Annotated in this window: 27 protein-coding genes; 13 read left to right on the forward strand and 14 right to left on the reverse strand. The window is 69.1% G+C overall.

What is annotated here, in order from left to right:
* Positions 1-45: 45 nt before the first annotated feature.
* Positions 46-399: a hypothetical protein gene (locus tag ACUDCK_RS13370; protein WP_054502568.1), complete on the forward strand. Its 354-nt coding sequence runs from the start codon at positions 46-48 to the stop codon at positions 397-399.
* A gap of 42 nt (positions 400-441) precedes the next feature.
* On the opposite strand, the gene ACUDCK_RS13375 is transcribed toward ACUDCK_RS13370, so the two are convergent.
* Positions 442-1,878, reverse strand: a complete 1,437-nt coding sequence (locus ACUDCK_RS13375) for an RNA polymerase factor sigma-54 (RefSeq protein WP_175167855.1) — start codon at positions 1,876-1,878, stop codon at positions 442-444.
* Positions 1,879-2,103: 225 nt separating this feature from the next.
* Positions 2,104-3,051 carry a sigma-54 interaction domain-containing protein gene (locus ACUDCK_RS13380; protein WP_244976932.1) on the reverse strand — a complete coding sequence of 316 codons (948 nt, stop codon included), beginning with the start codon at positions 3,049-3,051 and terminating at the stop codon, positions 2,104-2,106.
* Between the two features lie 175 nt (positions 3,052-3,226).
* Between ACUDCK_RS13380 and ACUDCK_RS13385 the strand changes: the two genes are divergently transcribed.
* Positions 3,227-4,594, forward strand: a complete 1,368-nt coding sequence (locus tag ACUDCK_RS13385; RefSeq protein ID WP_054502565.1) for a sigma-54-dependent transcriptional regulator — start codon at positions 3,227-3,229, stop codon at positions 4,592-4,594.
* Positions 4,595-4,610: 16 nt separating this feature from the next.
* Here the strand turns inward: ACUDCK_RS13385 and ACUDCK_RS13390 are convergent, their stop codons facing one another.
* Positions 4,611-4,994, reverse strand: coding sequence for a hypothetical protein (locus tag ACUDCK_RS13390; protein WP_081273617.1), 384 nt, complete (start codon positions 4,992-4,994; stop codon positions 4,611-4,613).
* A gap of 125 nt (positions 4,995-5,119) precedes the next feature.
* Between ACUDCK_RS13390 and ACUDCK_RS13395 the strand changes: the two genes are divergently transcribed.
* On the forward strand, positions 5,120-5,392 hold the full coding sequence (locus tag ACUDCK_RS13395; RefSeq protein ID WP_116793550.1) for a hypothetical protein: 273 nt from the start codon (positions 5,120-5,122) through the stop codon (positions 5,390-5,392).
* 6 nt (positions 5,393-5,398) lie between these two features.
* Here ACUDCK_RS13395 and ACUDCK_RS13400 read toward each other — a convergent pair whose 3' ends face one another.
* The gene (locus ACUDCK_RS13400) at positions 5,399-5,683 is read right to left on the reverse strand and encodes a DUF378 domain-containing protein (protein WP_054502562.1); all 285 of its coding nucleotides are present in this window, start codon (positions 5,681-5,683) and stop codon (positions 5,399-5,401) included.
* A 189-nt stretch (positions 5,684-5,872) separates the two neighbouring features.
* Here ACUDCK_RS13400 and ACUDCK_RS13405 point away from each other — a divergent pair, with 189 nt between their 5' ends.
* Both ACUDCK_RS13405 and ACUDCK_RS13410 read left to right on the forward strand, forming a co-directional pair.
* Entirely contained in the window at positions 5,873-6,457 is a 585-nt protein-coding gene (locus ACUDCK_RS13405; protein ID WP_054502561.1) for a hypothetical protein, read from the forward strand.
* 40 nt (positions 6,458-6,497) lie between these two features.
* Positions 6,498-7,118: a DUF4142 domain-containing protein gene (locus tag ACUDCK_RS13410; protein ID WP_175167854.1), complete on the forward strand. Its 621-nt coding sequence runs from the start codon at positions 6,498-6,500 to the stop codon at positions 7,116-7,118.
* Between the two features lie 21 nt (positions 7,119-7,139).
* Here the strand turns inward: ACUDCK_RS13410 and ACUDCK_RS13415 are convergent, their stop codons facing one another.
* Positions 7,140-8,027 carry an SDR family oxidoreductase gene (locus ACUDCK_RS13415; protein ID WP_054502559.1) on the reverse strand — a complete coding sequence of 296 codons (888 nt, stop codon included), beginning with the start codon at positions 8,025-8,027 and terminating at the stop codon, positions 7,140-7,142.
* Between the two features lie 108 nt (positions 8,028-8,135).
* Entirely contained in the window at positions 8,136-8,477 is a 342-nt protein-coding gene (locus ACUDCK_RS13420) for a DUF883 family protein (protein WP_175167853.1), read from the reverse strand.
* A 158-nt stretch (positions 8,478-8,635) separates the two neighbouring features.
* On the opposite strand from ACUDCK_RS13420, the gene ACUDCK_RS13425 reads away from it, so the two are divergent.
* Positions 8,636-8,881: a hypothetical protein gene (locus ACUDCK_RS13425; protein ID WP_054502557.1), complete on the forward strand. Its 246-nt coding sequence runs from the start codon at positions 8,636-8,638 to the stop codon at positions 8,879-8,881.
* Between the two features lie 16 nt (positions 8,882-8,897).
* Here the strand turns inward: ACUDCK_RS13425 and ACUDCK_RS13430 are convergent, their stop codons facing one another.
* Positions 8,898-9,932 carry a DNA topoisomerase IB gene (locus ACUDCK_RS13430; protein ID WP_175167852.1) on the reverse strand — a complete coding sequence of 345 codons (1,035 nt, stop codon included), beginning with the start codon at positions 9,930-9,932 and terminating at the stop codon, positions 8,898-8,900.
* A gap of 141 nt (positions 9,933-10,073) precedes the next feature.
* On the opposite strand from ACUDCK_RS13430, the gene ACUDCK_RS13435 reads away from it, so the two are divergent.
* From ACUDCK_RS13435 to ACUDCK_RS13445, 3 genes are all read left to right on the forward strand, one after another.
* Entirely contained in the window at positions 10,074-10,622 is a 549-nt protein-coding gene (locus tag ACUDCK_RS13435; protein ID WP_116793461.1) for a type 1 glutamine amidotransferase domain-containing protein, read from the forward strand.
* Positions 10,623-10,698: 76 nt separating this feature from the next.
* Positions 10,699-10,863 (forward strand): hypothetical protein, encoded by a 165-nt coding sequence (locus ACUDCK_RS13440; protein ID WP_162876752.1) that lies wholly within the window; start codon positions 10,699-10,701, stop codon positions 10,861-10,863.
* A 44-nt stretch (positions 10,864-10,907) separates the two neighbouring features.
* Positions 10,908-11,060 carry a DUF3309 family protein gene (locus ACUDCK_RS13445; protein ID WP_064527605.1) on the forward strand — a complete coding sequence of 51 codons (153 nt, stop codon included), beginning with the start codon at positions 10,908-10,910 and terminating at the stop codon, positions 11,058-11,060.
* Between the two features lie 106 nt (positions 11,061-11,166).
* On the opposite strand, the gene ACUDCK_RS13450 is transcribed toward ACUDCK_RS13445, so the two are convergent.
* Positions 11,167-12,348 carry a PepSY-associated TM helix domain-containing protein gene (locus ACUDCK_RS13450; protein ID WP_175167851.1) on the reverse strand — a complete coding sequence of 394 codons (1,182 nt, stop codon included), beginning with the start codon at positions 12,346-12,348 and terminating at the stop codon, positions 11,167-11,169.
* 111 nt (positions 12,349-12,459) lie between these two features.
* Here ACUDCK_RS13450 and ACUDCK_RS13455 point away from each other — a divergent pair, with 111 nt between their 5' ends.
* Complete coding sequence (locus ACUDCK_RS13455) at positions 12,460-13,404, forward strand: 2-hydroxyacid dehydrogenase (RefSeq protein WP_116793463.1); 945 nt, start codon at positions 12,460-12,462, stop codon at positions 13,402-13,404.
* Between the two features lie 24 nt (positions 13,405-13,428).
* Here ACUDCK_RS13455 and ACUDCK_RS13460 read toward each other — a convergent pair whose 3' ends face one another.
* On the reverse strand, positions 13,429-14,265 hold the full coding sequence (locus ACUDCK_RS13460) for a universal stress protein (protein ID WP_054502864.1): 837 nt from the start codon (positions 14,263-14,265) through the stop codon (positions 13,429-13,431).
* Between the two features lie 117 nt (positions 14,266-14,382).
* Positions 14,383-16,461, reverse strand: a complete 2,079-nt coding sequence (locus tag ACUDCK_RS13465; protein WP_244976931.1) for an FUSC family protein — start codon at positions 16,459-16,461, stop codon at positions 14,383-14,385.
* 402 nt (positions 16,462-16,863) lie between these two features.
* Here ACUDCK_RS13465 and ACUDCK_RS13470 point away from each other — a divergent pair, with 402 nt between their 5' ends.
* The 3 genes from ACUDCK_RS13470 (at position 16,864) to ACUDCK_RS13480 (ending at position 19,465) form a co-directional block, all read left to right on the forward strand.
* Positions 16,864-17,769 (forward strand): EAL domain-containing protein, encoded by a 906-nt coding sequence (locus tag ACUDCK_RS13470; RefSeq protein ID WP_054502551.1) that lies wholly within the window; start codon positions 16,864-16,866, stop codon positions 17,767-17,769.
* Between the two features lie 140 nt (positions 17,770-17,909).
* Positions 17,910-18,107 (forward strand): hypothetical protein, encoded by a 198-nt coding sequence (locus ACUDCK_RS13475; protein ID WP_054502550.1) that lies wholly within the window; start codon positions 17,910-17,912, stop codon positions 18,105-18,107.
* A 257-nt stretch (positions 18,108-18,364) separates the two neighbouring features.
* Positions 18,365-19,465, forward strand: coding sequence for a DUF748 domain-containing protein (locus tag ACUDCK_RS13480; RefSeq protein ID WP_175142350.1), 1,101 nt, complete (start codon positions 18,365-18,367; stop codon positions 19,463-19,465).
* A 1-nt stretch (position 19,466) separates the two neighbouring features.
* Here the strand turns inward: ACUDCK_RS13480 and ACUDCK_RS13485 are convergent, their stop codons facing one another.
* The 4 genes from ACUDCK_RS13485 to ACUDCK_RS13500 all read right to left on the reverse strand — a co-directional run bounded on the left by ACUDCK_RS13485 (position 19,467) and on the right by ACUDCK_RS13500 (position 23,417).
* Complete coding sequence (locus ACUDCK_RS13485) at positions 19,467-21,632, reverse strand: TonB-dependent receptor (RefSeq protein WP_175167849.1); 2,166 nt, start codon at positions 21,630-21,632, stop codon at positions 19,467-19,469.
* 48 nt (positions 21,633-21,680) lie between these two features.
* Positions 21,681-22,085 carry a DUF2946 family protein gene (locus tag ACUDCK_RS13490; RefSeq protein ID WP_175167848.1) on the reverse strand — a complete coding sequence of 135 codons (405 nt, stop codon included), beginning with the start codon at positions 22,083-22,085 and terminating at the stop codon, positions 21,681-21,683.
* A gap of 38 nt (positions 22,086-22,123) precedes the next feature.
* Positions 22,124-22,837 carry an MgtC/SapB family protein gene (locus ACUDCK_RS13495; protein WP_054502547.1) on the reverse strand — a complete coding sequence of 238 codons (714 nt, stop codon included), beginning with the start codon at positions 22,835-22,837 and terminating at the stop codon, positions 22,124-22,126.
* 211 nt (positions 22,838-23,048) lie between these two features.
* Positions 23,049-23,417: a hypothetical protein gene (locus ACUDCK_RS13500; RefSeq protein WP_175167847.1), complete on the reverse strand. Its 369-nt coding sequence runs from the start codon at positions 23,415-23,417 to the stop codon at positions 23,049-23,051.
* Positions 23,418-23,851: the final 434 nt, after the last annotated feature.

Consider the following 23,851-nt stretch of genomic DNA (forward strand, 5'->3'; position numbering starts at 1 on the left):
TACGAATTGCTGGATGGATCTGGCAACCTGAAAAAGGAGTGAACCATGAAGATTCGTGCCATGACCTATGCCATCGTTGTCGCCGCCAGCCTGGGCGGAGCCGGCGCCGCCTGGGCCCAATCCGCCAGTCCGACGACGCCGTCCACCGCGCCGAATGACGGCACGGCGGTGCCGCCGAACCGGCCGGTCCCTCCGGGCCAGGCCGCGCCCGCGCCCAACGCCGCGCCCAACAGCACCAGCACGCCGCCCAACCTGGACAAGAATATGGCGCCGTCCAGCGACAAGCGCAGCGGTGAAATGCCGCGGCGCCATCCGGAGGCCAACGACAATGTGCCGCGCACGCCGGCGGCCGGCGCCACGCCCGCGCCGGGATATCCCAACACGGGTGGCAGCAAGTAAGTGAAAGGGGCGCGGCGTCGATGACGTCGCGCCTGTCCGCGGTCAGTGCTCGCGCCGCAATTCGGCCGGCGGGAGCCGCAACTGGCCGCGGTATTTCGAGACCGTGCGACGGGCCAGGACGATGCCGTTGGCAGCCAGTTGCTGGGCCAGGGCCACGTCCGAGAGGGGCATGGCCGGATCCTCGGCCTCGATCAATTCCTTGATCAGCGCGCGCACGGCCGCGGCCGAGCAGGTGCCGCCCGAATCGGTGGGCAACTCACGCGAAAAGAAATGACGGAACTCGAATACGCCGCGCGGGGTCACCATGTATTTGCCGGTGGTGGCGCGCGACACCGTGGACTCGTGCATGTCCAGGTCGTCGGCCACTTCCTTGAGCATCAGCGGGCGCAGCGCCACTTCCCCGTATTCGAAGAAAGTCTGCTGGCGCTTGACGATGGCTTCCGCCACGCGCTGGATGGTGGTGTAGCGCTGCTCCACATTGCGGACCAGCCAGCGCGCCTCCTGCAGCTCCTGCGCCATCGGGCTGCGGTCGTCGAGCCGCGCGCGCCGGAACAGGTCGGCGTAGACCTGGTGCAGCCGCGCCTGGGGCATGGCGCCCCGGTTCGGCACCACGCGCCAGCGGGAGCGCCATTTGTCGACGAAGACATCGGGCACCACGTACGCAGGGGCCTGGGCGTCGTAGCGGCGTCCAGGCTTGGGATCCAGGTTGCGGATCAACGCGCAGGCCTCGCGCAGCGCGTCGTCGGCGCAATTGAGCGCGCGCCGCAGGCCGGCTGCGTCGTTCTTGGCCAGCCGGTCGATGTGCTCGCGCACGATGCGAAGCGCCAGGGCGCGTATGGGCGGGTTGATGCCGGGGGCCGCCTCCAATTGCAGCGCCAGGCATTCCGGCAGGTCGCGCGCGGCCAGGCCCGGCGCATCCAGTTGCTGCACCAGGCGCAGGGCGGTCAGCCACTCTTCCTCCTCGGGAGGCGGGGCGAAGTCCTGGCTGAGGCTGCCGCACAGTTCGGCCAGCGGCGTGCGCAGGTAGCCATCTTCGTCGAGCGAGTCGATGATGAACTCGGCCAGCAGCCGGTCGCGGGGTTCGAGCCGGTAGTTGCCCAGCTCCAGGGAGAGTTTCTCGCGCATGGAGACGGGTGCGCTAGCCCATTGGCCCAAGTCGTGGTCCTCGCCGTCGCTGCGTGGCGCGGTGGGATAGTCGCCCGCGTATTCCGGCGTGGCCGGGGGCTCCGCCGGCGTCTCCGCGGCGTTGGCCGCCGCAGGCTCCGCTGGCGGGCCGGACGGCGGTTCCAGGGAAGGAACAGGCTCGATGCCCCCGGCCGGGTCCGGCGCTTGCTCGTCCACTTCCTCGAGGAAGGGGTTGCTCGCCAGGGCCAGCTCGACCGCGGTGGTGAATTCGAGCGCCGACATTTGCAGCAGCTTGACCGACTGTTGCAGCCGGGGGGCCAAGGTCATCTGCTGGCGCAGGCGCAGTTCTTGCATCGGGTGTCCCAAGGGAGTCTCCTGCCATGTGGCTGTCGGGGCGACGGTATATCCCTGGATATATGCAAAGATCATGCCCGCTTGGCGCGCGGGCGACGGGCATGCCCGGGCGGGCAATGGCGCGGGCCAGGATTACAAGGAGACGTAAATATTGCCTTGGGGGGCGTTGCCGCCAGGGACGGCCGCCGGGCAGGCGAGGATCCGCCGGCGCCCGCGAGGGCGGGTTCAGGCCGCGGCGGGGCCGCCCGCGCTTTTTTCGTAGACGTCCAGGCGGTTGTAGAGGGTCTTCAGGCTGACGCCAAGGGTTTCGGCCGTAAGGCGCTTATCGCCGCCGTGATGGGCCAGCGTGGCGAGGATGAAGTCGCGTTGCGCGTTGCCCAGCTCGGTGCCGACCGGCACGTTCAAGGCGCCGTCCTTGAACTCGGCGTGCGGCGCGACGCGCGGGCGCGGCAGGTCGATGTCGAGCTGTTCGTCGCCCAGGATGTAGGCGCGCTGCACGGTGTTGCGAAGTTCGCGCACGTTGCCCGGCCAGTCATGGCGCGCGATCGCCTGCAGCATGCGGGGCGAGAAGGCCTTGCGGGTATTGTGGCGCGTGTTCAATTCGGTCAGGAATTCCCGCGCCAGGACGACCGCGTCGCCGTCGCGTTCGCGCAGCGGCGGCACCCGCAGCGGGATCACCAGCAGCCGATGCAGAAAGTCCTGGCGCAGCCGGCCGTCGGCCACCGACTCCGCGGGGTCCCGGTTGCTGGCGCAGAGAATGCGCGCGTTGGCGCGCAGCAGGTCCGAGCCGCCGACGCGTTGATAGGTGCCGGTTTCCAGCACGCGCAGGAAATGCACCTGCATGTCGAGCGGCATTTCAGTCACTTCGTCCAGGAACAGCGTGCCGCCGCTGGCCGATTCGAAATAACCCGCGTTCTGCGCAAGCGCGCCGGTGAAGCTGCCCTTTTCGTGACCGAATAATTCCGCATGCGCGAGCGACCCGCTGATGGCGCCGCAGTTGACGGCGACGAACGGCTGGTCGCGGCGCGCACTGGCCGCGTGGATTGCCTGCGCCACCACTTCTTTGCCGGCGCCGCTTTCGCCCACGATGAAAACGCTGGCATCGGTTTCGGCGGCCAGGCGCACCTGGGTGGCCAGTTTCTGCATGATGGGGGAAAGACTGGAAGCATTCATTGTCTGGCCATGGTAGTGGTTGCCCCGGTACGCGGATGCGACCAGTTGCAAGTAATCGAAAATGTTGGTCTTTTCTATCGAATAATTACTTCAATCTGCTGCGACTTGGCTATGCTCAGGGATGGCCCCACAGGCGCCGGGCGCTGTTGCCCGAGCCACGGCTCCAGGAGATGCCATGCCCCACTTGCTGATCGTCGATGATGACGATGCCATCCGCGAAACCCTGGCCGAACTCGGCCGGGACAACGGCTTCACCGTAGCGCTGGCCGCCAGCGTCAAGGATGCGTTGATCCAGCTCGAGCGCCAGTCGCCCGACCTGGTGCTGACGGATGTGCGCCTGCCCGGGGGCAGCGGCATGGACATCTTCAAGAGTGTGGCCACGGCCAGCGCCGAGGTGGTGGTGATGACCGGCCACGGCACGGTCGACAATGCGGTGCAGGCCCTGCGCCTGGGTGCCACGGACTACCTGGTCAAGCCGATCTGCATGGAGCGCCTGAACGGCATCCTGGCCCGCATCATGGCCAATGCCGGCGGCGAGCTGCCGGGCAGGCCCTTCGAGGAGCCGGGACGTTTCGGCAAGATGTACGGCGCGTCGGCCCCGATGCGCGAGCTGTATCGCCAGATCGGCCGGGTGGCGCCCACCGACGTGACGGTGCTGCTGGTGGGCGAGAGCGGCACGGGCAAGGAGCTGGCCGCGCATGCGGTGCACGAGCTTAGCGCGCGCCGCCAGCGTCCCTTCATTGCGGTCAACTGCGGCGCCATTTCGCCCAACCTGATCGAGAGCGAGATGTTCGGCCATGAGCGCGGCAGCTTCACCGGCGCGGACCGCCAGCACAAGGGCTATTTCGAGCGAGCCGACGGCGGCACGCTGTTCCTGGACGAAGTGACCGAGATGCCGCTGGACCTGCAGGTCAAGCTGCTGCGCGTGCTCGAGACGGGGCAATTCATGCGGGTCGGCACGCATCGCGAAATCGCCTGCGACATCCGCATCGTCGCCGCCACCAATCGCAATCCCGAGCAGGCGGTGCAGGAGGGCAAGCTGCGCGAAGACCTGTATTACCGCTTGAACGTGTTCCCGCTCGAGCTGCCGGCACTGCGCGAACGCGGCGACGATATCCTGTTGCTCGCCGATCGCTTCCTGCAGGCGCAGAACGAGGAAAGCGGGCGGACCAAGGCGTTCTCGGCGCGGGCGGCCACGGCAATGGCTCAGTATGAATGGCCGGGCAACGTCCGCGAATTGAAGAACTTCGTGCGTCGCGCCTTCATCATGGCCGAAGGCGACGAGCTGGACGCGGACATGCTGACGCCGCAGGTCTCGCCAGGCGGCGAGATGCGCGGCGGACAGGTCACCGTGCCGGTGGGAGAAACGCTGGCGGAAGCCGACCGCCGCCTGATCCTTGCGACGCTCGAGCGTTGCAAGGGCGTGAAGAAACAGGCGGCGGCGGTGCTGGGTATCAGCCCCAAGACCTTGTACAACCGCCTCGAGGAATATGCGGCGGCCGGTTATGCGTTGCCGGGAGAGGAGCCGGGAAGCGCGCATTGACGTCCGCCTCCATCGCTTACTTGCCGTAGCGGGTCTTCAAGTCGGCCATGCAGGCGTCCTTGGCGTTGCCGGACATGGCGTCGCATTTCTCCTTGCCGACCTTGTAGTCGGCATCGTTGCGTGTCTTGGCCGCGTCGTGGTTGGCTTCGGCCTTTTCCTTGGCGGCCTTGGCGTCGGCCTTGGCTTTATCGCGCGTGGCTTCCGCCTGCTTCTGGCAGACATCCTTCTGATTGCCCTTCATGGCGTCGCACTGCTTCTTGTCCATCTTGTATTGATTGTCGATCTGTTCGCTGGTGCGCACGGGCGTGGTCTGCGCGGCCGCGGGCAACGCGAGCGCCGACAGGCACAGGGCGGCGGCGGGCGCGAATCTCATGGACAGGCGGATCTTGGACAGATTCATGGATGACTCCTTGGAGTAAGGGGGCCGGGATGGCCGCCCCGTTTCCGCTGAGCAAGCGGCGTGCCCGCGCGCTGGCAGGCACGCCGCTTGCTCGGGATTGCCACGATTGCCTTCAGGAGACCGCCATGAGCAAGCACGACAGCATCCCGTCCGACGTCCAGCGCGATCGGCAGGCGCCCGCCACCGAGGCAGGCGCCGGGGCGGGCGGCAAGGCCAACACGCCGCAGAGCGACAGCGAGGCCGCCCGCCGCAGCGGCCAGTTCGGCGCGGATGGGCCTGGCGGCGCCACGCCGCCCAAGCCCCGCCGCGGCGCTGACGCGCAGCCGCACCCGCAAGGCCCCGAGTACGAGGAGGGAGGCCGCTATCCCGGCACGCGCGAGCCGGGAAAAGGGCGCTGATGCGCCTCAGTCCGCCTCGGCGCCGAGGCGGAACAGCAGCACCACGCAATGCAGCGCCGCCAACCCGACCAGGCCATACGCGACGCGCGCGGCCACTGCCCAGGGCAGCAGCCGCGCGAACAGGTCCAGGTTGACCGCCGCGATCAGTCCGGTGTTCAAGCCGCCGGCCACCAGCGCAACGAGGGCGACCCAATCCAGGGATCCGAGGCCACGCCGGACATCGGTCCCCGGTTGCGCGTCCTCTGGCCGGCCGGCGGGATGCGCTTCATCGTTGTCGCTCAAGGTGTGCATGTCTCTCCCTCCTGTGGCGGCAGCGCACTGCCGCGCGTGGGTGCCGCGCGTTTCAATTGCAGGCCGGTTTTGGGAGGACTCCCGCCGTCGGGTCGTGCTTCGGCGCAGCAAGTGACGTGCCCGCGTGCCGGAGGCAGGCATGGCAGTTGCTGCCTTGGCCGCAGCGTCCTTGAAGCCCAGGAGATTGCCATGTCCTTGATCGTCGCCGCCCGTTTCCAGACCTTTGACGAAGCCCGCGAGGCCGCGCAGCGCCTGGGCCGCGAGGGATTCGATGAGGGCGATATCCATACGTTCTACATCAATACGGCCGGAGAACATGCGCGCTACCCGCTTGGCGGAGACCGCGTGGCGGATCCGGACGCGCGCGGCGCCCACATCGGCGCGCTGGCGGGAGCGGCGCTGGTGGGGATTGTGCTGGCGTTGGCGGGCGGGCTGGTGGCGTTGTGGGCCGGCGCGGCCATGCTGGTGGTGGCCGCGGCGGCCGGCGTCGGCGCTTACGTAGGCGCCCTGGGCGGGGCCTTGTGGATGGCGGGCAGGCGGCAACGCCGGCCCGCGGCCGCGGCCCCCCAGGCTCATCCGCCGTTGCGGCAGGCTGGGGTGATGCTGGCGCTGCCGGTCGCGCCGGAGCGGGAGTCGGCGGCGCGGCGCGTGCTGCGAGAAGCGGGGGGACACGACATCGAGCGGGCCCAGGGGCGATGGCTGGACGGCAAATGGGAAGACTTCGACCCGCTCAAGCCGCCCCGTCATGTCGAGGCGCCTTCCGTGACGCCATGAACCGCCATGAAGCGCCCGTGGGGCGGGTAAGGAGAAGGTCATGAATCAGAGGACTTTGTGGCAAGGGCTGGTGGCGGCCTGCCTGTTTTCGCTGTTGGCTGCGCCGCTGGCCGCGCGCGCGGCAGCCGTGTCGCCGGCGGACAGCCATTTCCTGCAGGCGGCCGCGGCGGCCGACGCATTCCAGGTCGAGGCGGCGAAACTGGCCGGCGAACGCGCTGGCAGCACCGAGGTCCACACGTTTGCCGCCAAGATGCAGGCTCGCTACGCGGAGCTGGACCGCGAACTGCGGCAACTCGCGGATGACAGGAAGGTGGCGTTGCCGGGCAAGGCGGAGCCATCCGACCAGCGCACGCTGGAGGCGCTTGCGGGCAAGACCGGCCCGGCATTCGACGCGTTGTATGTCGAGCAGGTGGCGCTGCAGGCCCACGAAAAGGCCGAGAAGCTCTACCGCGCCGCGGCCGGGCAGGACGGCGACGCGAAAATCCGCGAGTTTGCCGCGCGCCACGTGTCCACCCTCGGCGACCACCTTGCGCTGGCGCGTGCGCTCAAGCGCGACCCGGCCGCCAACCCGGAGCGGATGCCGCCCGCGACGCCCGGCGAACCGCCGCCGGTGTCGCCCGCGGAACGAGCCGCGCCGGCCTCGGTGGCCCCCGGGAAATAGCGCCCCGCGGGCGGGTGGGCGTCAGTCGCCCGCGCTGCCCGTGATCGGCAGCACGATGCCGGTGATGTAGCTGGCGCAGGCGGGCGAGGCCAGGAAGACATAGGCGGGCGAGATTTCCTCCGGCTGGGCGGGCCGGCCGAGATCCGTATTCTTGCCGAATGACTTGATGGCTTCGGCGTCCCTGTCGGCCGGGTTCAAGGGGGTCCATACCGGACCCGGCGCCACGGCATTGACGCGGATGCCCTGCGGCGCCAGGTTGGACGCCAGCGCCCGGGTGAAGGCGTGGATGGCGCCCTTGCTGGTGGAGTAGTCAAGCAATCCGCCGCTGCCGCGCAGCCCGGTCACCGACCCCGTGTTGATGATGGCGGCCCCGGGTTGCAGGTACGCCAATGCGGCGCGCGCCATGTAGAAATAGCCGTGGATGTTGGTGCGCAGGGTCTTGTCCCACTTCTCATCGCTGATGTCCTGCAGCCGGTCGTCATGCTGCTGGTAGGCCGCGTTGTTCACCAGCACGTCGAGCCGGCCAAAGGCCTGCGCCGCCTGTTCCACGGCGCGCGTGCAGAAGGCGGATTCACGCACGTCGCCGGGCAGCAGCAGGCATCGCCGGCCTTCGGCCTCGACCGCGCGCTGCGTTTCACGGGCGTCTTCGTGCTCATCCAGATAGACCACCGCCACGTCCGCGCCTTCTCGCGCGAACAGCACGCTGACGGCGCGGCCGATGCCGGAGTCACCGCCGGTGACGATGGCCGCCATGCCCGACAGCTTGCCGCTGCCACGATAGTCGGGCGCCTGGTACTGCGGCCGTAGCGCCATGTCGGCCTCCATGCCGGGCTTCGGCAAATGCTGGCCAGGCATGGGCGGGGTTGGGTGGGGCCGCGCGCCGGTCGCTGCCTTGTCGGATTGGGTCATGCCGGTCTCCCTCGAAGTAACGGACGCGGTTGCGTCCTCGAAGGAGTCCAAGCAACTGTTGTGCCCGCCCGCGCGTTCCGGGGCCGCACCGGTCGGACGCGCCTGAGGCTATTGGCGGCCGACCACAACGCCGAACAGGAAAGCGACGCCCGCAACCAGGCCGATCGCCTGCCATGGGCGCGCATGGATGTACTGCTCGGTGCAGTCGATGGTCTCGCGCACCATGTCCTGGGCGCTGTCGGAGGCATCGCGCAGGCTGTGGCGCGTGTCGCGCAATTGCTCGGCCAGGCGGGCCTTGAGCGCCTCCAGATCGGTGGCCGAGGCGTCGCTCAAAGTGGCCTCGAGGTCGTCGATCCAACTTTCAGGGTGGCGCCGCCGGCGGCGCGCGCCGCGATCGTCAGGACCGTTCTCGGGGAAATCCGAAGGCAGGGGCGTATGGGTATTGGCCATGGGAAAACTCCAGAAGTGAATGTTCGTTTTACCGGGGAACCGCCGTTCCTGCGCGGGTTGCCACATCCGCTTGCAATTTGGGCGGGCGATGCGCAGTGTCCGGCTCAACCATGCCGTAGCATGGATCTACATACATCGGAATCATTGGGAGCGCGCAGATGACATCCTCCAGACCTTCCGGCCGCAAGGCGGCAGCCACCCCGGCAGAGCATGACGGCGCCAAAGTGCTGCCACCGCGAGGGCCGGTCGATGTGCCGCGACAGCCGGCCAAGCCCACCGCGTCCACGCCGGACGAAGCGGCGCGCGATGGCCGCCGGGTGGCCGACGACAAGACCGAATCGAATTGGGCCGACAACGCCAAGCCGCAACCTCGCGCCAAGAACGCCCGTTCCTCGATTCTGTGACGGCCCGCGGCATTCGTCATGGCGTGGTCCGCAGGAACGCCAGCAGGCGGCGCTCGTCGGCATCCAGGCCGCGCGGGCCGGGCGGCGCCGGCGCCTTGGGCGGCAGCTTTCCGGCCAGGTAGGCCTCGATAATGGAGGGATGCACGTAGCAGGCGCGGCAGACCGCGGGCGTATTGGCCAGCCGCTGCGCCACCTGCCGGATCACGTCGACGACTTCCTGCCGCGCCTGCCGCTCGTCGACGTAGGGGCGGGCCTGCAGCGCCGCGAACGCCAGCGCCGAGCCGGCCCAGGTGCGGTAATGCTTGGCGGTGAAATCGGCCGCGCCGGCCTCGCGCAGGTACGCGTTCACCGCCTCCGAATCGATGCCGTGGGCGCTGCCGTCGGCGTCCAGGTACTGGAACAATTGCTGGCCTGGAATGTCCAGGCAGCGCTTGATGATCCGCGCGATGCGCCGGTCCCTGACCGTGACATCGTGCGCGACGCCGCTCTTGCCGCGGAAACGGAATCGCAACTGGTCGCCGCTGACGTGCGCGTGCCGCCGTGTCAGCGTGGTCAGGCCATAGGATTTGTTGGTGCGGGCGTATTCACGGTAGCCGATGCGGATCAGCGTGTCTTCCAGCAGTTGCACCACGACCGCCACCACTTTGGCCCGAGGCAGGCCCGGCGCCTGCAGGTCCCGTCGCACCTGGCGCCGGATGCGGGGTAGCCGGGCGCCGAATTCGCTCAGGCTCTGGTATTTGTCGGCATCGCGCAGACGCGCCCAGGCGGGATGGTAGCGGTATTGCTTGCGGCCGCGGGCGTCACGGCCGGTGGCCTGGAGGTGGCCGCGCGGGTCGGGGCAGATCCACACATCCTCATAGGCGGGCGGGATCGCCAGCGCGCGGATGCGGGCCAGTTCCGCGGCGCGGCGGATGCGCCTGCCCGCGGTATCCAGGTAATGGAAGGTCGTGCCATTGACCCGCATCCGGGAATAGCCCGGCGTGGTGTCGTCCAGGTAGATCAGCGCGTCGTCGGCGGCGCTGGCCGTCGGCTGCGGGTTGCGGTTTGCCATCTTTCCTCCAGCAATCGGCGCCAGCGCCGGAGCAAATGCCGTGCCCGGCTTGCGCCTGGCCGGATTGCTCCCTCCATTGCCCCGCCATGCGCGGGCACGCCACTTGCTGTCCCGGTCCTTGCCACAGACAGGGAGTTTCGAATGACCAAGACATTGCAGGATTTCAACGTCGCCATCCTGGTGGTGGATGGCTTTGAACAGGTGGAACTGACCGAGCCGCGCGACGCGCTGCAGCAGCAGGGCGCGCGCACGGTGGTCGTGTCGGCCCGCCGCGGGCCCGTACAGGGGATGCACCATCACGACAAGGGCGAGTCGGTCGAGGCCGACCTGATGTTTGCCGAGGCCCAGCCGGAGCGGTTCGACGCCGTGCTGCTGCCGGGCGGCGTGGTCAACGCCGACGAGATCCGCCTGCATCCCGAGGCGCGCGCCTTCGTGCGCGCCATGCATGAGGCCGGCAAGCCTGTGGCGGTGATCTGCCATGGCGCCTGGCTGCTGATTTCCGCAGGACTGGTCAAGGGACGCAAGCTGACCAGTTGGCCCTCGTTGGCCGACGACCTGCGCAACGCCGGCGCGGAGTGGGTCGATCAGGAAGTGGTAGTGGATGGCCGCTGGATCAGCAGCCGCAAGCCGGACGACATCCCCGCATTCAACCGCGAGCTGTCGCGTGTTTTCGCGCTGACGCGCCAGTGAGCGTCAGCGCATCGGGCAAGGGGCGAACCGGGGAATTCCGGCCGCGCGCCAAGCAACATTTTTACAGGAGCAAGCCATGCCTTACCTTCAGCACTTGCACGTTCCGCCCAAGCCGGAGCCGATCCCGCCGGGGTCGCCACCGGGTGACCTGCCGGTCGATCCCGATACCGACGAGCCCGAAGTGGACCTGCCGCCGCTCGAGCCGTCCCATCCCGCAAAGACGCGTCGGACGATCCACTGATTGCCCTCTTGCCTGCGCATCAACCAAGAACAAACGGAGCCATCATGTCTACCATTCTGTTGATCATCCTGATCCTGCTGCTGATCGGCGCGGTGCCCGCCTGGCCATATAGCCGCGGGTGGGGCTATTACCCCAGCGGCCTGCTGGGCATCGTGCTCGTGGTGCTGATCGTGCTGCTGCTGACAGGGCGCATATAGCGCGGGGCCGGGCCGGATCGCGAGGACCGCCCGGCCGAACGCGCAGCCGGTCCGCACCGCCGCGCGGCGGTGGTTCAGGCGGGTTGCCGCGCCGCGTGCCGGCGCTTCAGGCGTGCTCTTGCGCCGCGCGAGCGCGCGCCTGAGCGGCCTGCCGGCCACGGTGCCGCAATCGGCGGCGGCTGACCCAGATGACCAGCCCGGTGACAAAGAACAGCAGCGGCAGCAGGCCGAGGACGGCCGTCAGGATGCGGGTCGGCAGGCCATAGAGACTGCCGGAATGCAGCGGGAACATCACCGCCAGGAAACGCTGGGCAGTCGTGCCTGATATCGGGTCGGCGCGCGACAGCAGTTCGCCGCCGCGCATCGCCAGGAACAGACGCAACGTGCCGACCGGCTGCCAGTCGTCGGCACGGCGCACCCGTGCCTGGTAGACGCCGCGCGCCGGGTCGCGGCGCAGCATGACCAGCGTGGCGTCCGCCGGCGCCAGGGCGCGCGCCTTGGCGCCGGCGCCATCCCAACCGATTTCGGATTCGCCCGCGGCCAGCGGCGCCTGTGTGGCGGCGCGCGCGTCGGCGGGCAGGGTCGCGACGCTGGCGACCAGTTGCCGGCCCAGTTGCGGCAGGCCCATGAAGAAGCCGCTGCCGGCCACCACCAGCAGGAACAGCGCCGATACCAGCCCCGCGGCGCGGTGCAGTTCGTAGCTGGTGCGGAAGGCGCCGACGCCCCGCGTGACCGTGACCGAGCGGCGCCAGTGACCGGGCCGCGGCCATGCCAGGTAGATGCCGGCCAGCAGCAATGCCACCCAGACGACGGCGAGCCAGCCCAGCACTTCACGACCGGTCTTGCCTTGCAGCAGGGTCATGTGCCAGCGCAACAGCAGCGGCATCAGGTGGGCGCGGTCCAGCGTGACCGCATCGCGGTCGCGGCTGGCCAGCAACTGGCCGGAACAGGCGTCCACGCCGGCTTCGTTGTCGGCGGTGGACGCGTGCTTGAATTGCACCCGATAACTGTCGGCCGGCGCCTGGGGCAGGGTGACGGCGGCGATCGTGGCGCCGGGCCAGGCCTGCTCGACCGCGCGGGCCGCGGCCGAAGGCGGCAGCGGCGCGGCGCAGACGCCCGCGGCGTTGCGCAGCATGGCGCTGTTCAGCCAGCCGTCAAGCTCGTGGTCGAAGGCCAGCAGGCTGCCGCTCAGACCCGCCAGCACCAGCACGCTTCCCAGGATCAGCCCTGTCCAGCGGTGCAGGAATGACACGGCGGAGCGCAGGGACTTGCGGAGCTTGGCTTTCATGGGGCGTTCAATGGCGGCGACGGCGGGTGGCGCGCAATTGTACCGAGGCGTAATATCTGGCGGCGCTTTTTTGGCGCCATTGCAGTTTCACCGCCTCCGAGCCGTAGCGACATGAAGATCCCCCTGTTGATATTGATTGAAAGCGTGCATGATTTCCTGCCGGTCATCGAAGACCGCGGCTTTCGCTGCATTCTTGCCACCACGTCCGAGCAGCGCGCCCAGGCCATCCGCGACCACGCCGACGAGATCCGCGTGGTGCTGACGCGGGGCGCCACCGGCTTTTACGCCGAGGAGATGGCGGCCCTGCCCAGGCTCGAGCTGATCTGTTCGCTGGGGGTCGGCTTCGAGAACATCGACCTGGCCGCCGCCCGCGCGCGCGGCGTGCGGGTGACGCATGGCCCCGGCGCCAATGCCACCTCGGTGGCCGATCACGCCATGGCGCTGCTGCTGGGCGCCGCCCGTCACCTGCCGCAGGCCGACGCCTGGGTGCGGCAGGGGCACTGGAATGGCTTCATGGGGCCGCAGGTCTCGGGCAAGCGCCTGGGCATCGTGGGCCTGGGCACCATCGGCCAGGAGATCGCCAAGCGCGGCGCCCACGGCTTCGGCATGACGGTCGGCTACTACAACCGGCGGCCGCGCCCCGAGAGCGGCTACACCTATTACGACAGCGCGCTGGCGCTGGCCGAGGCCAGCGACTTCCTGGTGGTGGCGACGCCGGGCGGCGCCGACACGCGGCACCTGGTGAACGCGGCCGTGCTCGAGGCGCTGGGACCGCAGGGCTATCTGGTGAACATCGCGCGCGGCAGCGTGGTCGACACCGAGGCGTTGATCGCCGCCTTGGCCGGCCGCCGCATCGCGGGCGCCGGGCTGGACGTGGTCGAAGGCGAACCGGTGGTGCCGCCGGCGCTGCTGAAGCTGGACAACGTGGTATTGACCCCTCACAGTGCGGGGCGCTCGCCGGAAGCGGTGTCGGCGACGGTGGCGCTGTTCCTGGAGAACGCCACCGCGCATTTCGCCGGCAAGCCGGTGCTGACGCCGGTGCCGCAGCAGGGCTGAGGCGCCGACGGCGTCGGGCGAGGGTCAGTGCGAGAACATGATCGGCACGGTCATGGTCCTGAGGATCGACGCCGTGGCGCCGCCCATCGCCCATTCGCGGAACTTGCTGTGGCCGTAGGCGCCCATCACGATCAGGTCGGCGCTGTAGTCGGCGGCGGCGTTCAGGATGGTGCTGCCCACGCCGACGCCCTTGACGTCGCGGCGGACGTGGTCTGGCGCCGGCATGCCCTGGGCGATGCAGTAGGTGGCCAGATCCTCGAACGGCACGGCCTCGTCATCGCGGGTGGCGGCGCCCTCATCCATGGTCAGCACCACCAGGTGCGAGGCCAGGCGCAGTAGCGGCGCCGCGTCCGCCAGCGCGCGGGCGGCCTCGCGGCTGCCGTCCCAGCAGTAGAGCACGCGTTCGCCCACCACCGGGAAATCGCCGCTGGACGGCACCACCAGCACGGGACGGCCGGCGGTCAGCAAAGTCTGTTCGACGAATTCATTTTCGTGCACGGCCTCGACGTCTTCGCGGTTCTGCTGGCTGACCACCAGCAGGTCGCTGGTGCGGCCCAGCCGCGCCATGCTGGCGCTTGGGGAGCTGGCGCCGGCGCGGACCGCGGCCGGCACGTCGGCCGCCGCCACGGTTTCCAGGAAGGCGGTCTGCACCGCGCCGCGGTTCTGCGCCTGCAGGTCGCGCATCACGTTGAGCGTTTTCGACATCAGCACCGATTCGCCGTAGTAATACTGCGGCGGGGCGGAGCTGGCATAGATGCCGACCAGCTCGGCCTGGTGGCGTTTGGCCAGGGCCAGCGCCACCCGGGTGCGGCGGGGGCAATCGAATCCGTGGTCCAGGTGGACGGAAATGCGGCGATACATGGCGGCCTCCTTTTGAGCGCGGTAGGTCTCCATCGTTGCGCGTTCCGGGCATTCGGCCCTTGATGCGCGTCAAGCGCCCCGCAGTTTCGCGGGGTTGCCGCAAGCGGCCGCGGGTTGTCAGGTCTGCTGCAGGCGGTCGCGCAATTGGCGCACCTGCCGCGCCTGTTGGGCGATGCGGTCGAGCGGCCCGGCCAGCGCTGGCGCGGCCGCGTTGACGGCGGCCGGCACCGCCAACTGGCGCAGTTCGACCACGGGGGCCGGCTCCTGCGGATGCAGCGCGTGCGCCAGCGCCAGCCCGTAGTCGCGCAGGGCCGGCGCGGCTTCGCTGTCCGGCGGCAGCGGCGGCTGGATCTCCAGCACGGTGCCGGCGGCGGTGACGCGGCGCATCGCGTTCAGCAGGTTGACCGCGGTGTCCACCTTGCGGTCGCGGTGCACGGGATTCTGTTGCAGCCGCTGCAATGCCGCTTCGGCGTTGTCGGCGGCCAGGCAGGCCTGGCGGCGCAGGCCGACGATGTCGGCCGCGGGGGCCGCGCCGCTCTTGTCGGCCGTCAGCGCCCGCGCATAGTCGGCATGGCGTGCCAGCGCGCGGCTCAGGGCGCCGGCCAATTGGCGCGGTTCCTTTTCGGGCCACACCAGAAAGCCCACCAGCAGGGCCAGCACGCCGCCCAGCACGCTGTTGAAGGCGCGCAGCGCAGCCAGCATCGGCTCATAGATGTCGGGCTGCTGGATGTGGCTGACCAGCACGAACTGCGACGTCAGGAAAAAGGTGAACAAGGCGTAGTGGATGGTGCGGGCCGCGAACGTGCCGAGCGCGATCGGCAGCACCGCCAGGGCCACCGACAGCGGGGTGCTCAGCAGCAGGCCCAGCAGCGAGGCGCCGACAGCGCCGGCGACGCTGCCGATCACGCGTTCGACGGTGCGTTGCCAGGTGGTGGCGAAGTAGGGTTGCAGGATGAACACCAGCGTCAACGACATCCAGTAGCCGTGGTTGACCGCGAAGGTCTTGGACAACGCCACCGCGATGGTGGCGCCGATGCCCACGCGCAGGGCGTGGCGAAACGCGTCCGACTCGAACCGCAGGTTTTGCCGCAGGCTGCGCCAGGCCTGCCGCGCCGTCGAATCGGCGCGCGCGGCCAGCGCGGGCGTGGCGGGCGTGCCATCCTGGTCGAACAGGGCCTGCATGATCGCCTGGGCGGTCTGCTGCAGGCGGTCCAGCACCGGCACCATGGTTGCCAGGTCGGGCGCATAGGCCATGGCGGCGCCGCGCAGCTCGTGCAGGCCGGCGCCGAAATGCGCCAGCCGCTCGCGCAGGCACTCGGCCTGCCTGGGGTCGCTGACGTCCGAGGTGCTGGCGATGGCGTTGGCGACGCTGGCGTAGCGATGGAAGGCGTGTGACAGATTGGCGCCGGCCGCGCGGCCGAGCCAGCGCGGGGCATTCGATTCCAGCAGATCGGCCGCGGCCACCAGGGCGATGAAGCTGTCTTCGGCGCTATCGAGCAAATAGAACAATTGCTGCGCGCGGGCGCGCCGCGACGGCCGCGCATCCTGCACCTCGCTGATGCGCACGCGGGCCGCCTCGATCGCGGCGCGCACGCCGCTGCGCTGGGGACGGGTGACGGCGCTCCACGCCTGCGGCCCGGCGGCGGGCGCCAGGCCCGAATACATGCGCGCCAGCGCGTCGGCAAAGTCGGCCAGGCCCCGATAGCAGTGCGCCACCGCGTGGGTCGCGTCCTTCCAGGGACGGCGGCGCCACACCAGCGCCGTCATCAGGATGGCCCAGAGGGCGCCTGCGACGAAGAACAGCGTATACGAAAGGCTGGCGCCCAGCGTCGGCGCCGGCAGTTCGGCCGCCACCACGAAGCCGGCCGACAGCAGCGTGCCGACGATGGCCGCCGCGGGGCCCAGTACGCGCAGCAGGCCGCCGAAGGTGCAACAGACGAACGTGAGCGGCAGCAGCAGCCACAGGGTGTGCGCGCTGGCGCTGGCCAGGAAGCAGAACAGCGCGCCGATCAGGCCCAGCGCCAGCATCGACGCGGCGCGTTGGCGCAGCGGGCCGCCAGGATCGCCGAAGCAGGCCCAGAAGGCGGCGATGGCGGTCCAGCCCAGGCGCGGCTCGTGCGCCAGCACGGCCAGGATGACGGGGGCGGCGCTGATGGCGGCGGCTTGCAGGGCGTCCAGCCAGAGGACGTGGCGCAATGAAACGCGCCAGCGGGAGAGCAGGGTAGTCAAGCGAAAACGGGGTGGAAATAAAGGCCGGAACGGCGGGAAAGCCGCAACGCTACCATGTCGACAAGGACAAACAACACCGATTAATAGGAGCGTCCGAAAAATGCGGTGTTCATGAATCTGAATGACCCGAATACTACTGGTTACATATGTGTGACTTTGGCGCCGCAAGCGTGCAAAATACCCTGGAGTAAATGCGCAAAATCGCATAAAAAAACATTGGCGATCGACTACGCTGGGTAAGTACACAAGGCAGTAAGAAGCAAGGCAGCGACATATTTCTGCAGGCCGACTGTGAATACTCATGTCCAACGTGCCCCGCTCTGCGCCCGGACAGCGCAGGCCGTACTCCGGGGGGCTTAAGGAGCGAACATGACGCCAACTCACGAGGCTTCCACAAGCTCGGTGGTGAGCGACGACGAAGTCGCCGCCATGATTACCGGCAAGGAAGGGCTGCGGGTGCTGTTGCAACCGCAGGTCGACCTGTTGACGGGCCGCATCGTATCGGCCGAGGCGCTGGCGCGCTGGCAGCATCCGCAACTGGGCGTGGTCATGCCCGCTGAGTTCATTCCCGCCGTCAACCGGCTGGGACTGGACCGGATCCTGTTCGAGCGCGTGGCGCAGCGCGTGATCGACATGCTGCAGAACATGCGGCGCATCGGCATGGCGATTCCCATTGCCATCAATGCCCCTGCCTCGACCCTGTCCGACGAACGCGCGGTCGATTTCCTGCTCGACCGCATCCATGTGGCCGAGCTGCCGGCGTCGCTGCTGCGCGTCGAACTGACCGAAGACCAGCCGATCAGGGAACTGGAAGCCCTGCGCGCCACGCTGGAACGGCTGGAACAGGCCGGCTGCGAGGTCAGCCTGGACGATTTCGGCACCGGCCACGCCTCGTTGAAACTGCTGTCGGCGATTCCCTTGTCCGAGGTCAAGATCGACCAGTACTTCGTGACGCGCATGCGCCGCAGCGCGGTTGCCTTCGAGGTGCTGCGCACCGCGGCCGAACTGGCCACCCGGATGGGCTGGCGGGTGGTGGCCGAAGGGGTCGAGAACGTGGCCGACGTGCCGGCGTTGCGGGCCGCGGGCTGTCGCTATGGCCAGGGCTACGCGCTGGGCCGGCCGATGCCGCTGGATGACCTGATGATGCGGCTGCGCGTCCAGCGCGACCGCGGCGAACCGCTGGCGGCGCCCGCCAGCTACGCTTCCGCCTGGCTCGACGCCTTCGATCCGCAGGACGCCGAGAGCGGCCTGCCGGCGCACGTCACCACGCAATAGCCGCGCTTTTTTACTTCCCGCGCCCCGAAATTACCGGTGCCGTATCACGCGTCTCAGGTCCGCGCGCCCCGCGCCTTGGCGGGCACGGCAGTTGCTGGGCAATTCCTCGCGGAATGGTTCCGCTTGCGAGGAGATTTGTCATGGCAAACCCCAATCAGTCCGGCCAGCAGCCCGGTCAGCAACAGCAGCCGCAAAAGCAGCAATCGCAGGAAAACCCGAAGGACCGCAGCCAGCCGGGTCAGCAACAACCCGGCCAGGGCGGCCAGCAGATGGACAAGGACCGCAATCCGGGGCAGCAGCCGGGGCAGTCCGGGCAGCGCTCGCAGACGCAGCGCTGATGCGTTGACGGGCCGCTAGCCGGCCCGCGATCCAGCCGCCCGCGCCGGCAGGCGCGGGGCTGGTGGCGGTGACGCCCGCGCCAGGAAACCCGGCGCGGGCTTCGTCGCATCCGCCCTGGCGGACCCTTGATCGCGCCGCACCGGTGCCGCCGTATGCCTTGCGCCCCGGCGCGGGGATCGCTAAGGTGCCAGGCTGGGCCGCCAGAAGGCCCGCCGGGAAGCCGCCGCGTTCCGGCGCATCGTCAACAGGACCATCCATGGGTAACGCCTCCGCCACGCCACGCCGTTCGTTCGCGCGCAAGCTCCTGGTCGCGCTGGTGCTCGGGGCGTTGCTGCTGGGCGCCGCTGCCTCGATCGGCATGCGCTTCATCGAGCGGCACGTCGCCGGCCTGCTGGGACCGCGTGCGCAGGTGGCGGATGTGCGGCTGGGGTTCGACGCGGTGGTGCTGACGGACGTGAAGATCGCGGGCGCCGAAGGCGTCGCGCCCGCCAGCGCGCAGCGCGTGGTGGCCGAGCCCGACTGGGGCTCGCTGCTGCGGCGCCAGCCCGTTTTCCGCAAGATCACCATCGAGGGATTCGATTTCGCGGTGCTGCGCAGCGCCGACGGCGACATGCAGATATCGCCGGCCCTGCAGGCGGCCTTGCGCGAGGCGGATGGCGACGGCGGCCGGGCGCGCGACAAGGGCCCGATACGGGTCGACGATATCGTCCTCGATGGCGGCCGGCTGGACTTCATCGACTCGGCCATCGCCAAGCCGCCGCACCGCATTCCGTTCGAGAACGTGTCGGCGCGCCTGCATCCGCTGGTGCTGCCGGCCGATGGCCAGCAGAGCCAGATGGAATTCAAGGGATCGGTGCGCGACAACCGCAGCGGCGCGGCCACGGTGCAGGCGCGCGGTTCGCTGGCGGTGGGCGACAGCGACGCGGACATGACGGTCGCGGTGCGCAACATGGACATCCGCTATGCCGCGCCATACCTGGCCGAGAACGGCGCCGGATCGCTGGCCGGCGGCGCGATGGACCTGGACATGCGCACCACCGTCGCCAAGCGGCAGTTGAACGCGTCGGGCGTGGTGGCGTTGCACGATCTGAAGTTCAGCGGCGACGGTTCGCTGTTTTCGCTGCCGCGCAAGGCGGTGCTGGCCGCGCTGGAAGACCGCAAGGGCACGCTGCGCATGGAGTTCAAGCTGGCCGGCAGCCTCGACAATCCGAAGTTCTCGGCCTCGCGGGGTTTCGCGGCCCAGATCGCGCGCGGCTTCGGCCGCGCGATCGGCGTGGGGGCCGAGGGCGCGGCCGGCGGCGTGGCCGGCGCCGTGAAAGACCTGGGCGACGCGATCTCCGACCTGCTCACCCAGTGAGTCAGAAGCGGTAGTTGGCGCTCAGCTCGACGCGCCTGCCTTCGCCTAGCAGCCATTGCGTCTGGTTGTAGTAGGCGGTCTCGGCGTACTGGCGGTCGAACACGTTGAACGCGCGCAATGCCAGCGTCAGGTCACGCCGCGGCTCCCATTGCAGGGCCAGGTTGGTGGTGGTGTAGCCCGCCATTTCGAGCCGGTTGGCGGCATCCGCGAAGCGGCGGCCGACATAGCGCAGGCCGGCGCTGGCGGTCCATTGCGGCGCGAATTTCCAGCTGACCCAGGCATTGGCCACGCGTTCCGGCACGTCGGTGGGAACGTTGCCGGCGCGCGATACCGCCACGCCGTTGGCCGATTCGCTGAAGTCGTCGTAGCGCGCCCGCAGCACGGCCGCGTTCAGGTCCACGCGCCAGGCCGGCGTCAATTCCACGCCCAGCGTCGCCTCCAGGCCGCGCGACGACTGCTCGCCGACCTGGATGCGCAGTGTCGGATCGTTGGGATCGCGCGTCACCAGATTGTCCTTGCGGATGTGGTACGCCGCCAGCGTCCATTGGCCCTTTTCGTCCCAGAAGGTCTGCTTCACGCCGACTTCGATCTGGCGGCCCTTGGACAGCTTGAAGTCCTTGTTGGCCGGCGACAGCAGCAGCAGGCTGCCGATCGGGTCGGCGGCCTCGGCGTACTGGCCGTAGACGGACAGCGTGGGCAGCAGGTCGTAGACGGTCCCGATGCGCCAGCCGACATTGTTGAAGGTGGTGTTGAACGCGGTCTGGTCGGCCACCAGGTCACGTCGTTTCAGGTCGATGTGGTCATAGCGCACGCCCGCCAGCACCGACCAGCGGGAGGTCAGCATGAGGCGGTTCTCCGCGAACAGCGCGTACTGGTCGGCGCTGTTGCGATAGCGCGGCGAAGTGCCGGCGACGTTGATGAAGCGGCCGTGATCGACGTCGTACGGGTCCACCAGCGAGGTGCCGGAATACGGCGAATTGTTGGTGTGCTTGAACGTGGCGTGGTTCAGCTCGAAGCCCAGCGCCACCTTGTTGGCCAGGCCGAACAGGTGGCCGTCGAAGGACGCATCGGTGACATTGCCGACCTGTTGCTGGTCGTGGCGGATGTCGGTGTAGGCGCTGCGCTGGATCAGGCCGCTGGCCGGCTGCCAGGTGTAGTTTTCGGCGTCGCGGTAGTCGCGGTCGCTGCCGATGTAGTAGACGCGGCTGCGCACCAGCGTGGCCGGGTTCGGCGACCACTCCGCCTTCAGGTCGGTGCGGCTGTCGCGGTAGATGATCTTGCTGTCGGCCACGTTGTAGTTCTGGCGCCGCAGGTCGTAGTCGATCTTGCCGGCGATCAGCGGCGTGCCGAAGTAGCGCGTTGGCTCCTGCCAGGCATAGGCCTGGGTCAGCGTGACGTTCAGCTCCGGCGACACGTCCAGCCGCAACGCCGCGGTGACCGCGAGGTCGCGCGCGTCGCCCAGGCTGATGCCCGAGTCGCTGTGGTTGCCGCTGATGTCGAGCCGGTATGACCACTTGTCATCCAGTGCGCCGCCGCTGCCGAAGCCCAGCCTCTGGGTGTCGTGGGTGCCGATGGTGGTCTGGATCTCGTTCTCGATCGGGCCGCGGGTGGGTTTTTTCGGGATGACGTTGACCACGCCGCCGATGGCGCCTTCGCCGTACAGCACCGACGCCGGGCCGCGCAGGACTTCGATGCGCTCGACCGCCCAGGGATCATAGAGGAACGTCTGGCCGACGCCGCCGAACTGGCGCACGCCGTCGAACAACTGGGCCACCGAGTTCGAATCGGTGAAGCCGCGCGATGACAGCGACGAGCCGCCATTGCCAGGATGGCGCATGGCGCTGATGCCGGCTGCCTGGGTGATGGCGTCGGTGACGTTGACCGCGCCGCGCGCGCGCAACTGCTCGTTGCTGATAACGTCGATGCTGGCGGGAGTATCAAACGGCCGCAGGCCCAGCAGGGTGCCGGTGCTGGCCTGTTCCAGCAGGGTGGCCAGGGGCGTGTCGCCCGCGACCGAGATCGCCGGCAGCGTGGCGACGCCGGGCGCCTTGGGGGCAGCCAGGGTGGAAGCAACCTGCGCATGCAGCGCGGGCGTGAAGGCGAGCGCGGTCCAGACGGCCACGCGCCAGGGCAGGACGCGGCGCGTCCTGGCGGAAATAGAAACCATGGGAATTCCCGGTAAGCCAAGAAAGCCGCGCAAGGCGCGGCGGAACGATCAGCGGGGTACCGGGGGCAGGGGCGGGGCGCGGGCGCCGAGCGGCGGGCCGGGCGGGGATCCTTCGTGGATCGCGGGAGGCGCGCGCGCCGCCAGCGGATGCATCATGACCGCGCCGACGGCGAGCAGCGGCGCGGCCGCCGATGGCAGGGCCACCGCCGCCAGCATCGCGCCCACGGGGCAGGCGGCGGCCTGGGCCGCGTGGCGTTCGTCGGGCGCGTCGCTGTGCCTGGACGGACCGGCCACCCAGATGGTGCCGGCGGCCGAGCACAGTTGGATCAGCGTGCCGCGCTGCTGGGTCGCGGGCATGAATCCCGGCGGCACCAAAGCCTTGAGCGCGAACAGCGCCAGCACCAGCCAGAGGCAGGCGGCGTTGCGAGCGAGGGACGGGAGCGGGCGGCGCATGATCGGCGCCCATTCTAGAGTGTTTTGGCGCCGCGCCGCTAGACCGTGCGCGCGGCCCAGAAGGCGGTGCGGATGCCCGGCGCGGCGGCGATCCGGGCGGTGACGCGGTCCAGGTCCAGTTCGTCCACCGAGGCTTCGCTCAACGCCGCCTCGATCTCGACCTCGTTCTCGCCGAACTGGTCGATCTTCAGTTCGGACAGGGGCAGTTGCTCGTCCTCGAGCACGTCTTCCAGCACGGTCATGGCGGCCTGGCGCTGGTCGACGTGGGCGATGACGTGGATCACGGTCGTGACTTCGGTGGTCTGCGCGTCGACGGGCTGGCGGTTTACGTACGAGACCAGCGGCCGCAGCAGCGTATTGGCGGCGAGCACGAACACGGTGGCCGCGATTGCCTCCAGGATCAGCGAGGCGCCGGCGCAGGCGCCGATGGCGGCCGAGCCCCACAGCGTGGCCGCGGTGTTCAGGCCGCGGATGCTGCCGCCTTCGCGCATGATGGCGCCGGCGCCCAGGAAGCCGACGCCGGACACCACGTAGGAAATCACGCGCGCGCCGCCGTCGGGGCCGCCGACGCGAAAGGCCATGTCGACGAAGATGGCGGCGCCCACCGCCACCAGGGCGTTGGTGCGCAGGCCGGCGGTGCGCTGGCGGTACTGGCGTTCGAAGCCGACGATGGAGCCGAGCACGAAGGCCACCGCCAGGCTGATGAGGGTGTTGGCCAGCGGGAGGAGCTGGATGTTCTCGAAGTTCTTCATGTTGTTGTTCTCGTGTTCAGCATGCGGGTCGCCCCGGTCCCGGCGGCTTCACCGGGCCGGGGCGGTCGCGGCGGGCCTCGGCCTCAGGGCATTTGCCAGACGGAGGCGGCGGTCAGGATGAAAGCCAGCAGCCAGAGCAGCAGCAGGGCTGCCACCCGGGCGACGAGGAGGCATTTGTACGGGTCTTTCATGACAGTCTCCTTTCCGCGGCTCAGGCCGGCAGCACGGCGATGCGGGCGCCGCCTTCGTTTTCCCAGTGCACGCGGCGCACGTCAGGGCTCTGGCCCAGGCGCAGGGCGATGGCGCTGAGCAGGCCGCGCAGTTGGGGCGGGCATTGCAGCGTGACGATGGTGCTGGCGAGCTGGCCGGCTTCCTGGCGCGAGATGCGCACGTTCACGACCCGCAGGTTCAGGGCCTGCAGCTCGTAGTACAACTGCTTGCGCAGCGCGTTCAGGGTGTCGGCGAGGCTGACGATGGTGAACTGATAGGTCGGGGCGGCGGCCGGGGTGTGCGCGGCCGCGTCGGCGCCGCGCACGGCGGCGGCGCCATCCAGGAAGGGGAGGAGTTTCTTGATGCGCATGGTCGTCTCCGGGCGGGAGTACGGTGGAAGGTCCACATGCATGCGCCGCTCGCCGGGCGCGGGGCGGGCGCAACAAAGCCCGCGTATCGCGTCGGTAAGTCGGTATCGGGAGGGCCGAGGCCGGGGCAGCGCGAGGCTGCCGGGCCAATAGCCGTGTCCTGGCTTTACGCAGGACTCGGCAGAAAACTCTGCGGATCCTGCGTCAAGCGGCGCAAGCAGTCGTGTATCGACTACATCCGTCGTTGTCCACAATGATCTCGGGGTGGTTGATGGTGCGGCAATTATATGAAGGGATTAGGGAAAACACCAAGTAAAAAAACAGACTTGATGAATATTCATATGCAATGGAACACATCCCGCGCGCCACGGGGCGGCCAGGCGAAAGCGAGGTCGGACGCAAGGCCTCGGAGGGCGGCGCCGCGGGCAGGGCGCCG

It is taken from the genome of Achromobacter sp. CF-sbj1-Ac2-l, from assembly GCF_052698165.1.

Coding starts and splice junctions, on each gene's coding strand:
- ACUDCK_RS13500 (WP_175167847.1), bottom strand. CDS start 23,417: ATGCGCATCAAGAAACTCCTCCCCTTCCTGGATGGCGCCGCCGCCGTG.
- ACUDCK_RS13385 (WP_054502565.1), top strand. CDS start 3,227: ATGCCCCACTTGCTGATCGTCGATGATGACGATGCCATCCGCGAAACC.
- ACUDCK_RS13455 (WP_116793463.1), top strand. CDS start 12,460: ATGAAGATCCCCCTGTTGATATTGATTGAAAGCGTGCATGATTTCCTG.
- ACUDCK_RS13480 (WP_175142350.1), top strand. CDS start 18,365: ATGGGTAACGCCTCCGCCACGCCACGCCGTTCGTTCGCGCGCAAGCTC.
- ACUDCK_RS13410 (WP_175167854.1), top strand. CDS start 6,498: ATGAATCAGAGGACTTTGTGGCAAGGGCTGGTGGCGGCCTGCCTGTTT.
- ACUDCK_RS13470 (WP_054502551.1), top strand. CDS start 16,864: ATGACGCCAACTCACGAGGCTTCCACAAGCTCGGTGGTGAGCGACGAC.
- ACUDCK_RS13400 (WP_054502562.1), bottom strand. CDS start 5,683: ATGCACACCTTGAGCGACAACGATGAAGCGCATCCCGCCGGCCGGCCA.
- ACUDCK_RS13475 (WP_054502550.1), top strand. CDS start 17,910: ATGGCAAACCCCAATCAGTCCGGCCAGCAGCCCGGTCAGCAACAGCAG.
- ACUDCK_RS13405 (WP_054502561.1), top strand. CDS start 5,873: ATGTCCTTGATCGTCGCCGCCCGTTTCCAGACCTTTGACGAAGCCCGC.
- ACUDCK_RS13415 (WP_054502559.1), bottom strand. CDS start 8,027: ATGACCCAATCCGACAAGGCAGCGACCGGCGCGCGGCCCCACCCAACC.
- ACUDCK_RS13430 (WP_175167852.1), bottom strand. CDS start 9,932: ATGGCAAACCGCAACCCGCAGCCGACGGCCAGCGCCGCCGACGACGCG.
- ACUDCK_RS13390 (WP_081273617.1), bottom strand. CDS start 4,994: ATGAATCTGTCCAAGATCCGCCTGTCCATGAGATTCGCGCCCGCCGCC.
- ACUDCK_RS13495 (WP_054502547.1), bottom strand. CDS start 22,837: ATGAAGAACTTCGAGAACATCCAGCTCCTCCCGCTGGCCAACACCCTC.
- ACUDCK_RS13485 (WP_175167849.1), bottom strand. CDS start 21,632: ATGGTTTCTATTTCCGCCAGGACGCGCCGCGTCCTGCCCTGGCGCGTG.
- ACUDCK_RS13435 (WP_116793461.1), top strand. CDS start 10,074: ATGACCAAGACATTGCAGGATTTCAACGTCGCCATCCTGGTGGTGGAT.
- ACUDCK_RS13395 (WP_116793550.1), top strand. CDS start 5,120: ATGAGCAAGCACGACAGCATCCCGTCCGACGTCCAGCGCGATCGGCAG.
- ACUDCK_RS13440 (WP_162876752.1), top strand. CDS start 10,699: ATGCCTTACCTTCAGCACTTGCACGTTCCGCCCAAGCCGGAGCCGATC.
- ACUDCK_RS13380 (WP_244976932.1), bottom strand. CDS start 3,051: ATGAATGCTTCCAGTCTTTCCCCCATCATGCAGAAACTGGCCACCCAG.
- ACUDCK_RS13375 (WP_175167855.1), bottom strand. CDS start 1,878: ATGCAAGAACTGCGCCTGCGCCAGCAGATGACCTTGGCCCCCCGGCTG.
- ACUDCK_RS13420 (WP_175167853.1), bottom strand. CDS start 8,477: ATGGCCAATACCCATACGCCCCTGCCTTCGGATTTCCCCGAGAACGGT.
- ACUDCK_RS13425 (WP_054502557.1), top strand. CDS start 8,636: ATGACATCCTCCAGACCTTCCGGCCGCAAGGCGGCAGCCACCCCGGCA.
- ACUDCK_RS13445 (WP_064527605.1), top strand. CDS start 10,908: ATGTCTACCATTCTGTTGATCATCCTGATCCTGCTGCTGATCGGCGCG.
- ACUDCK_RS13460 (WP_054502864.1), bottom strand. CDS start 14,265: ATGTATCGCCGCATTTCCGTCCACCTGGACCACGGATTCGATTGCCCC.
- ACUDCK_RS13450 (WP_175167851.1), bottom strand. CDS start 12,348: ATGAAAGCCAAGCTCCGCAAGTCCCTGCGCTCCGCCGTGTCATTCCTG.
- ACUDCK_RS13490 (WP_175167848.1), bottom strand. CDS start 22,085: ATGCGCCGCCCGCTCCCGTCCCTCGCTCGCAACGCCGCCTGCCTCTGG.
- ACUDCK_RS13370 (WP_054502568.1), top strand. CDS start 46: ATGAAGATTCGTGCCATGACCTATGCCATCGTTGTCGCCGCCAGCCTG.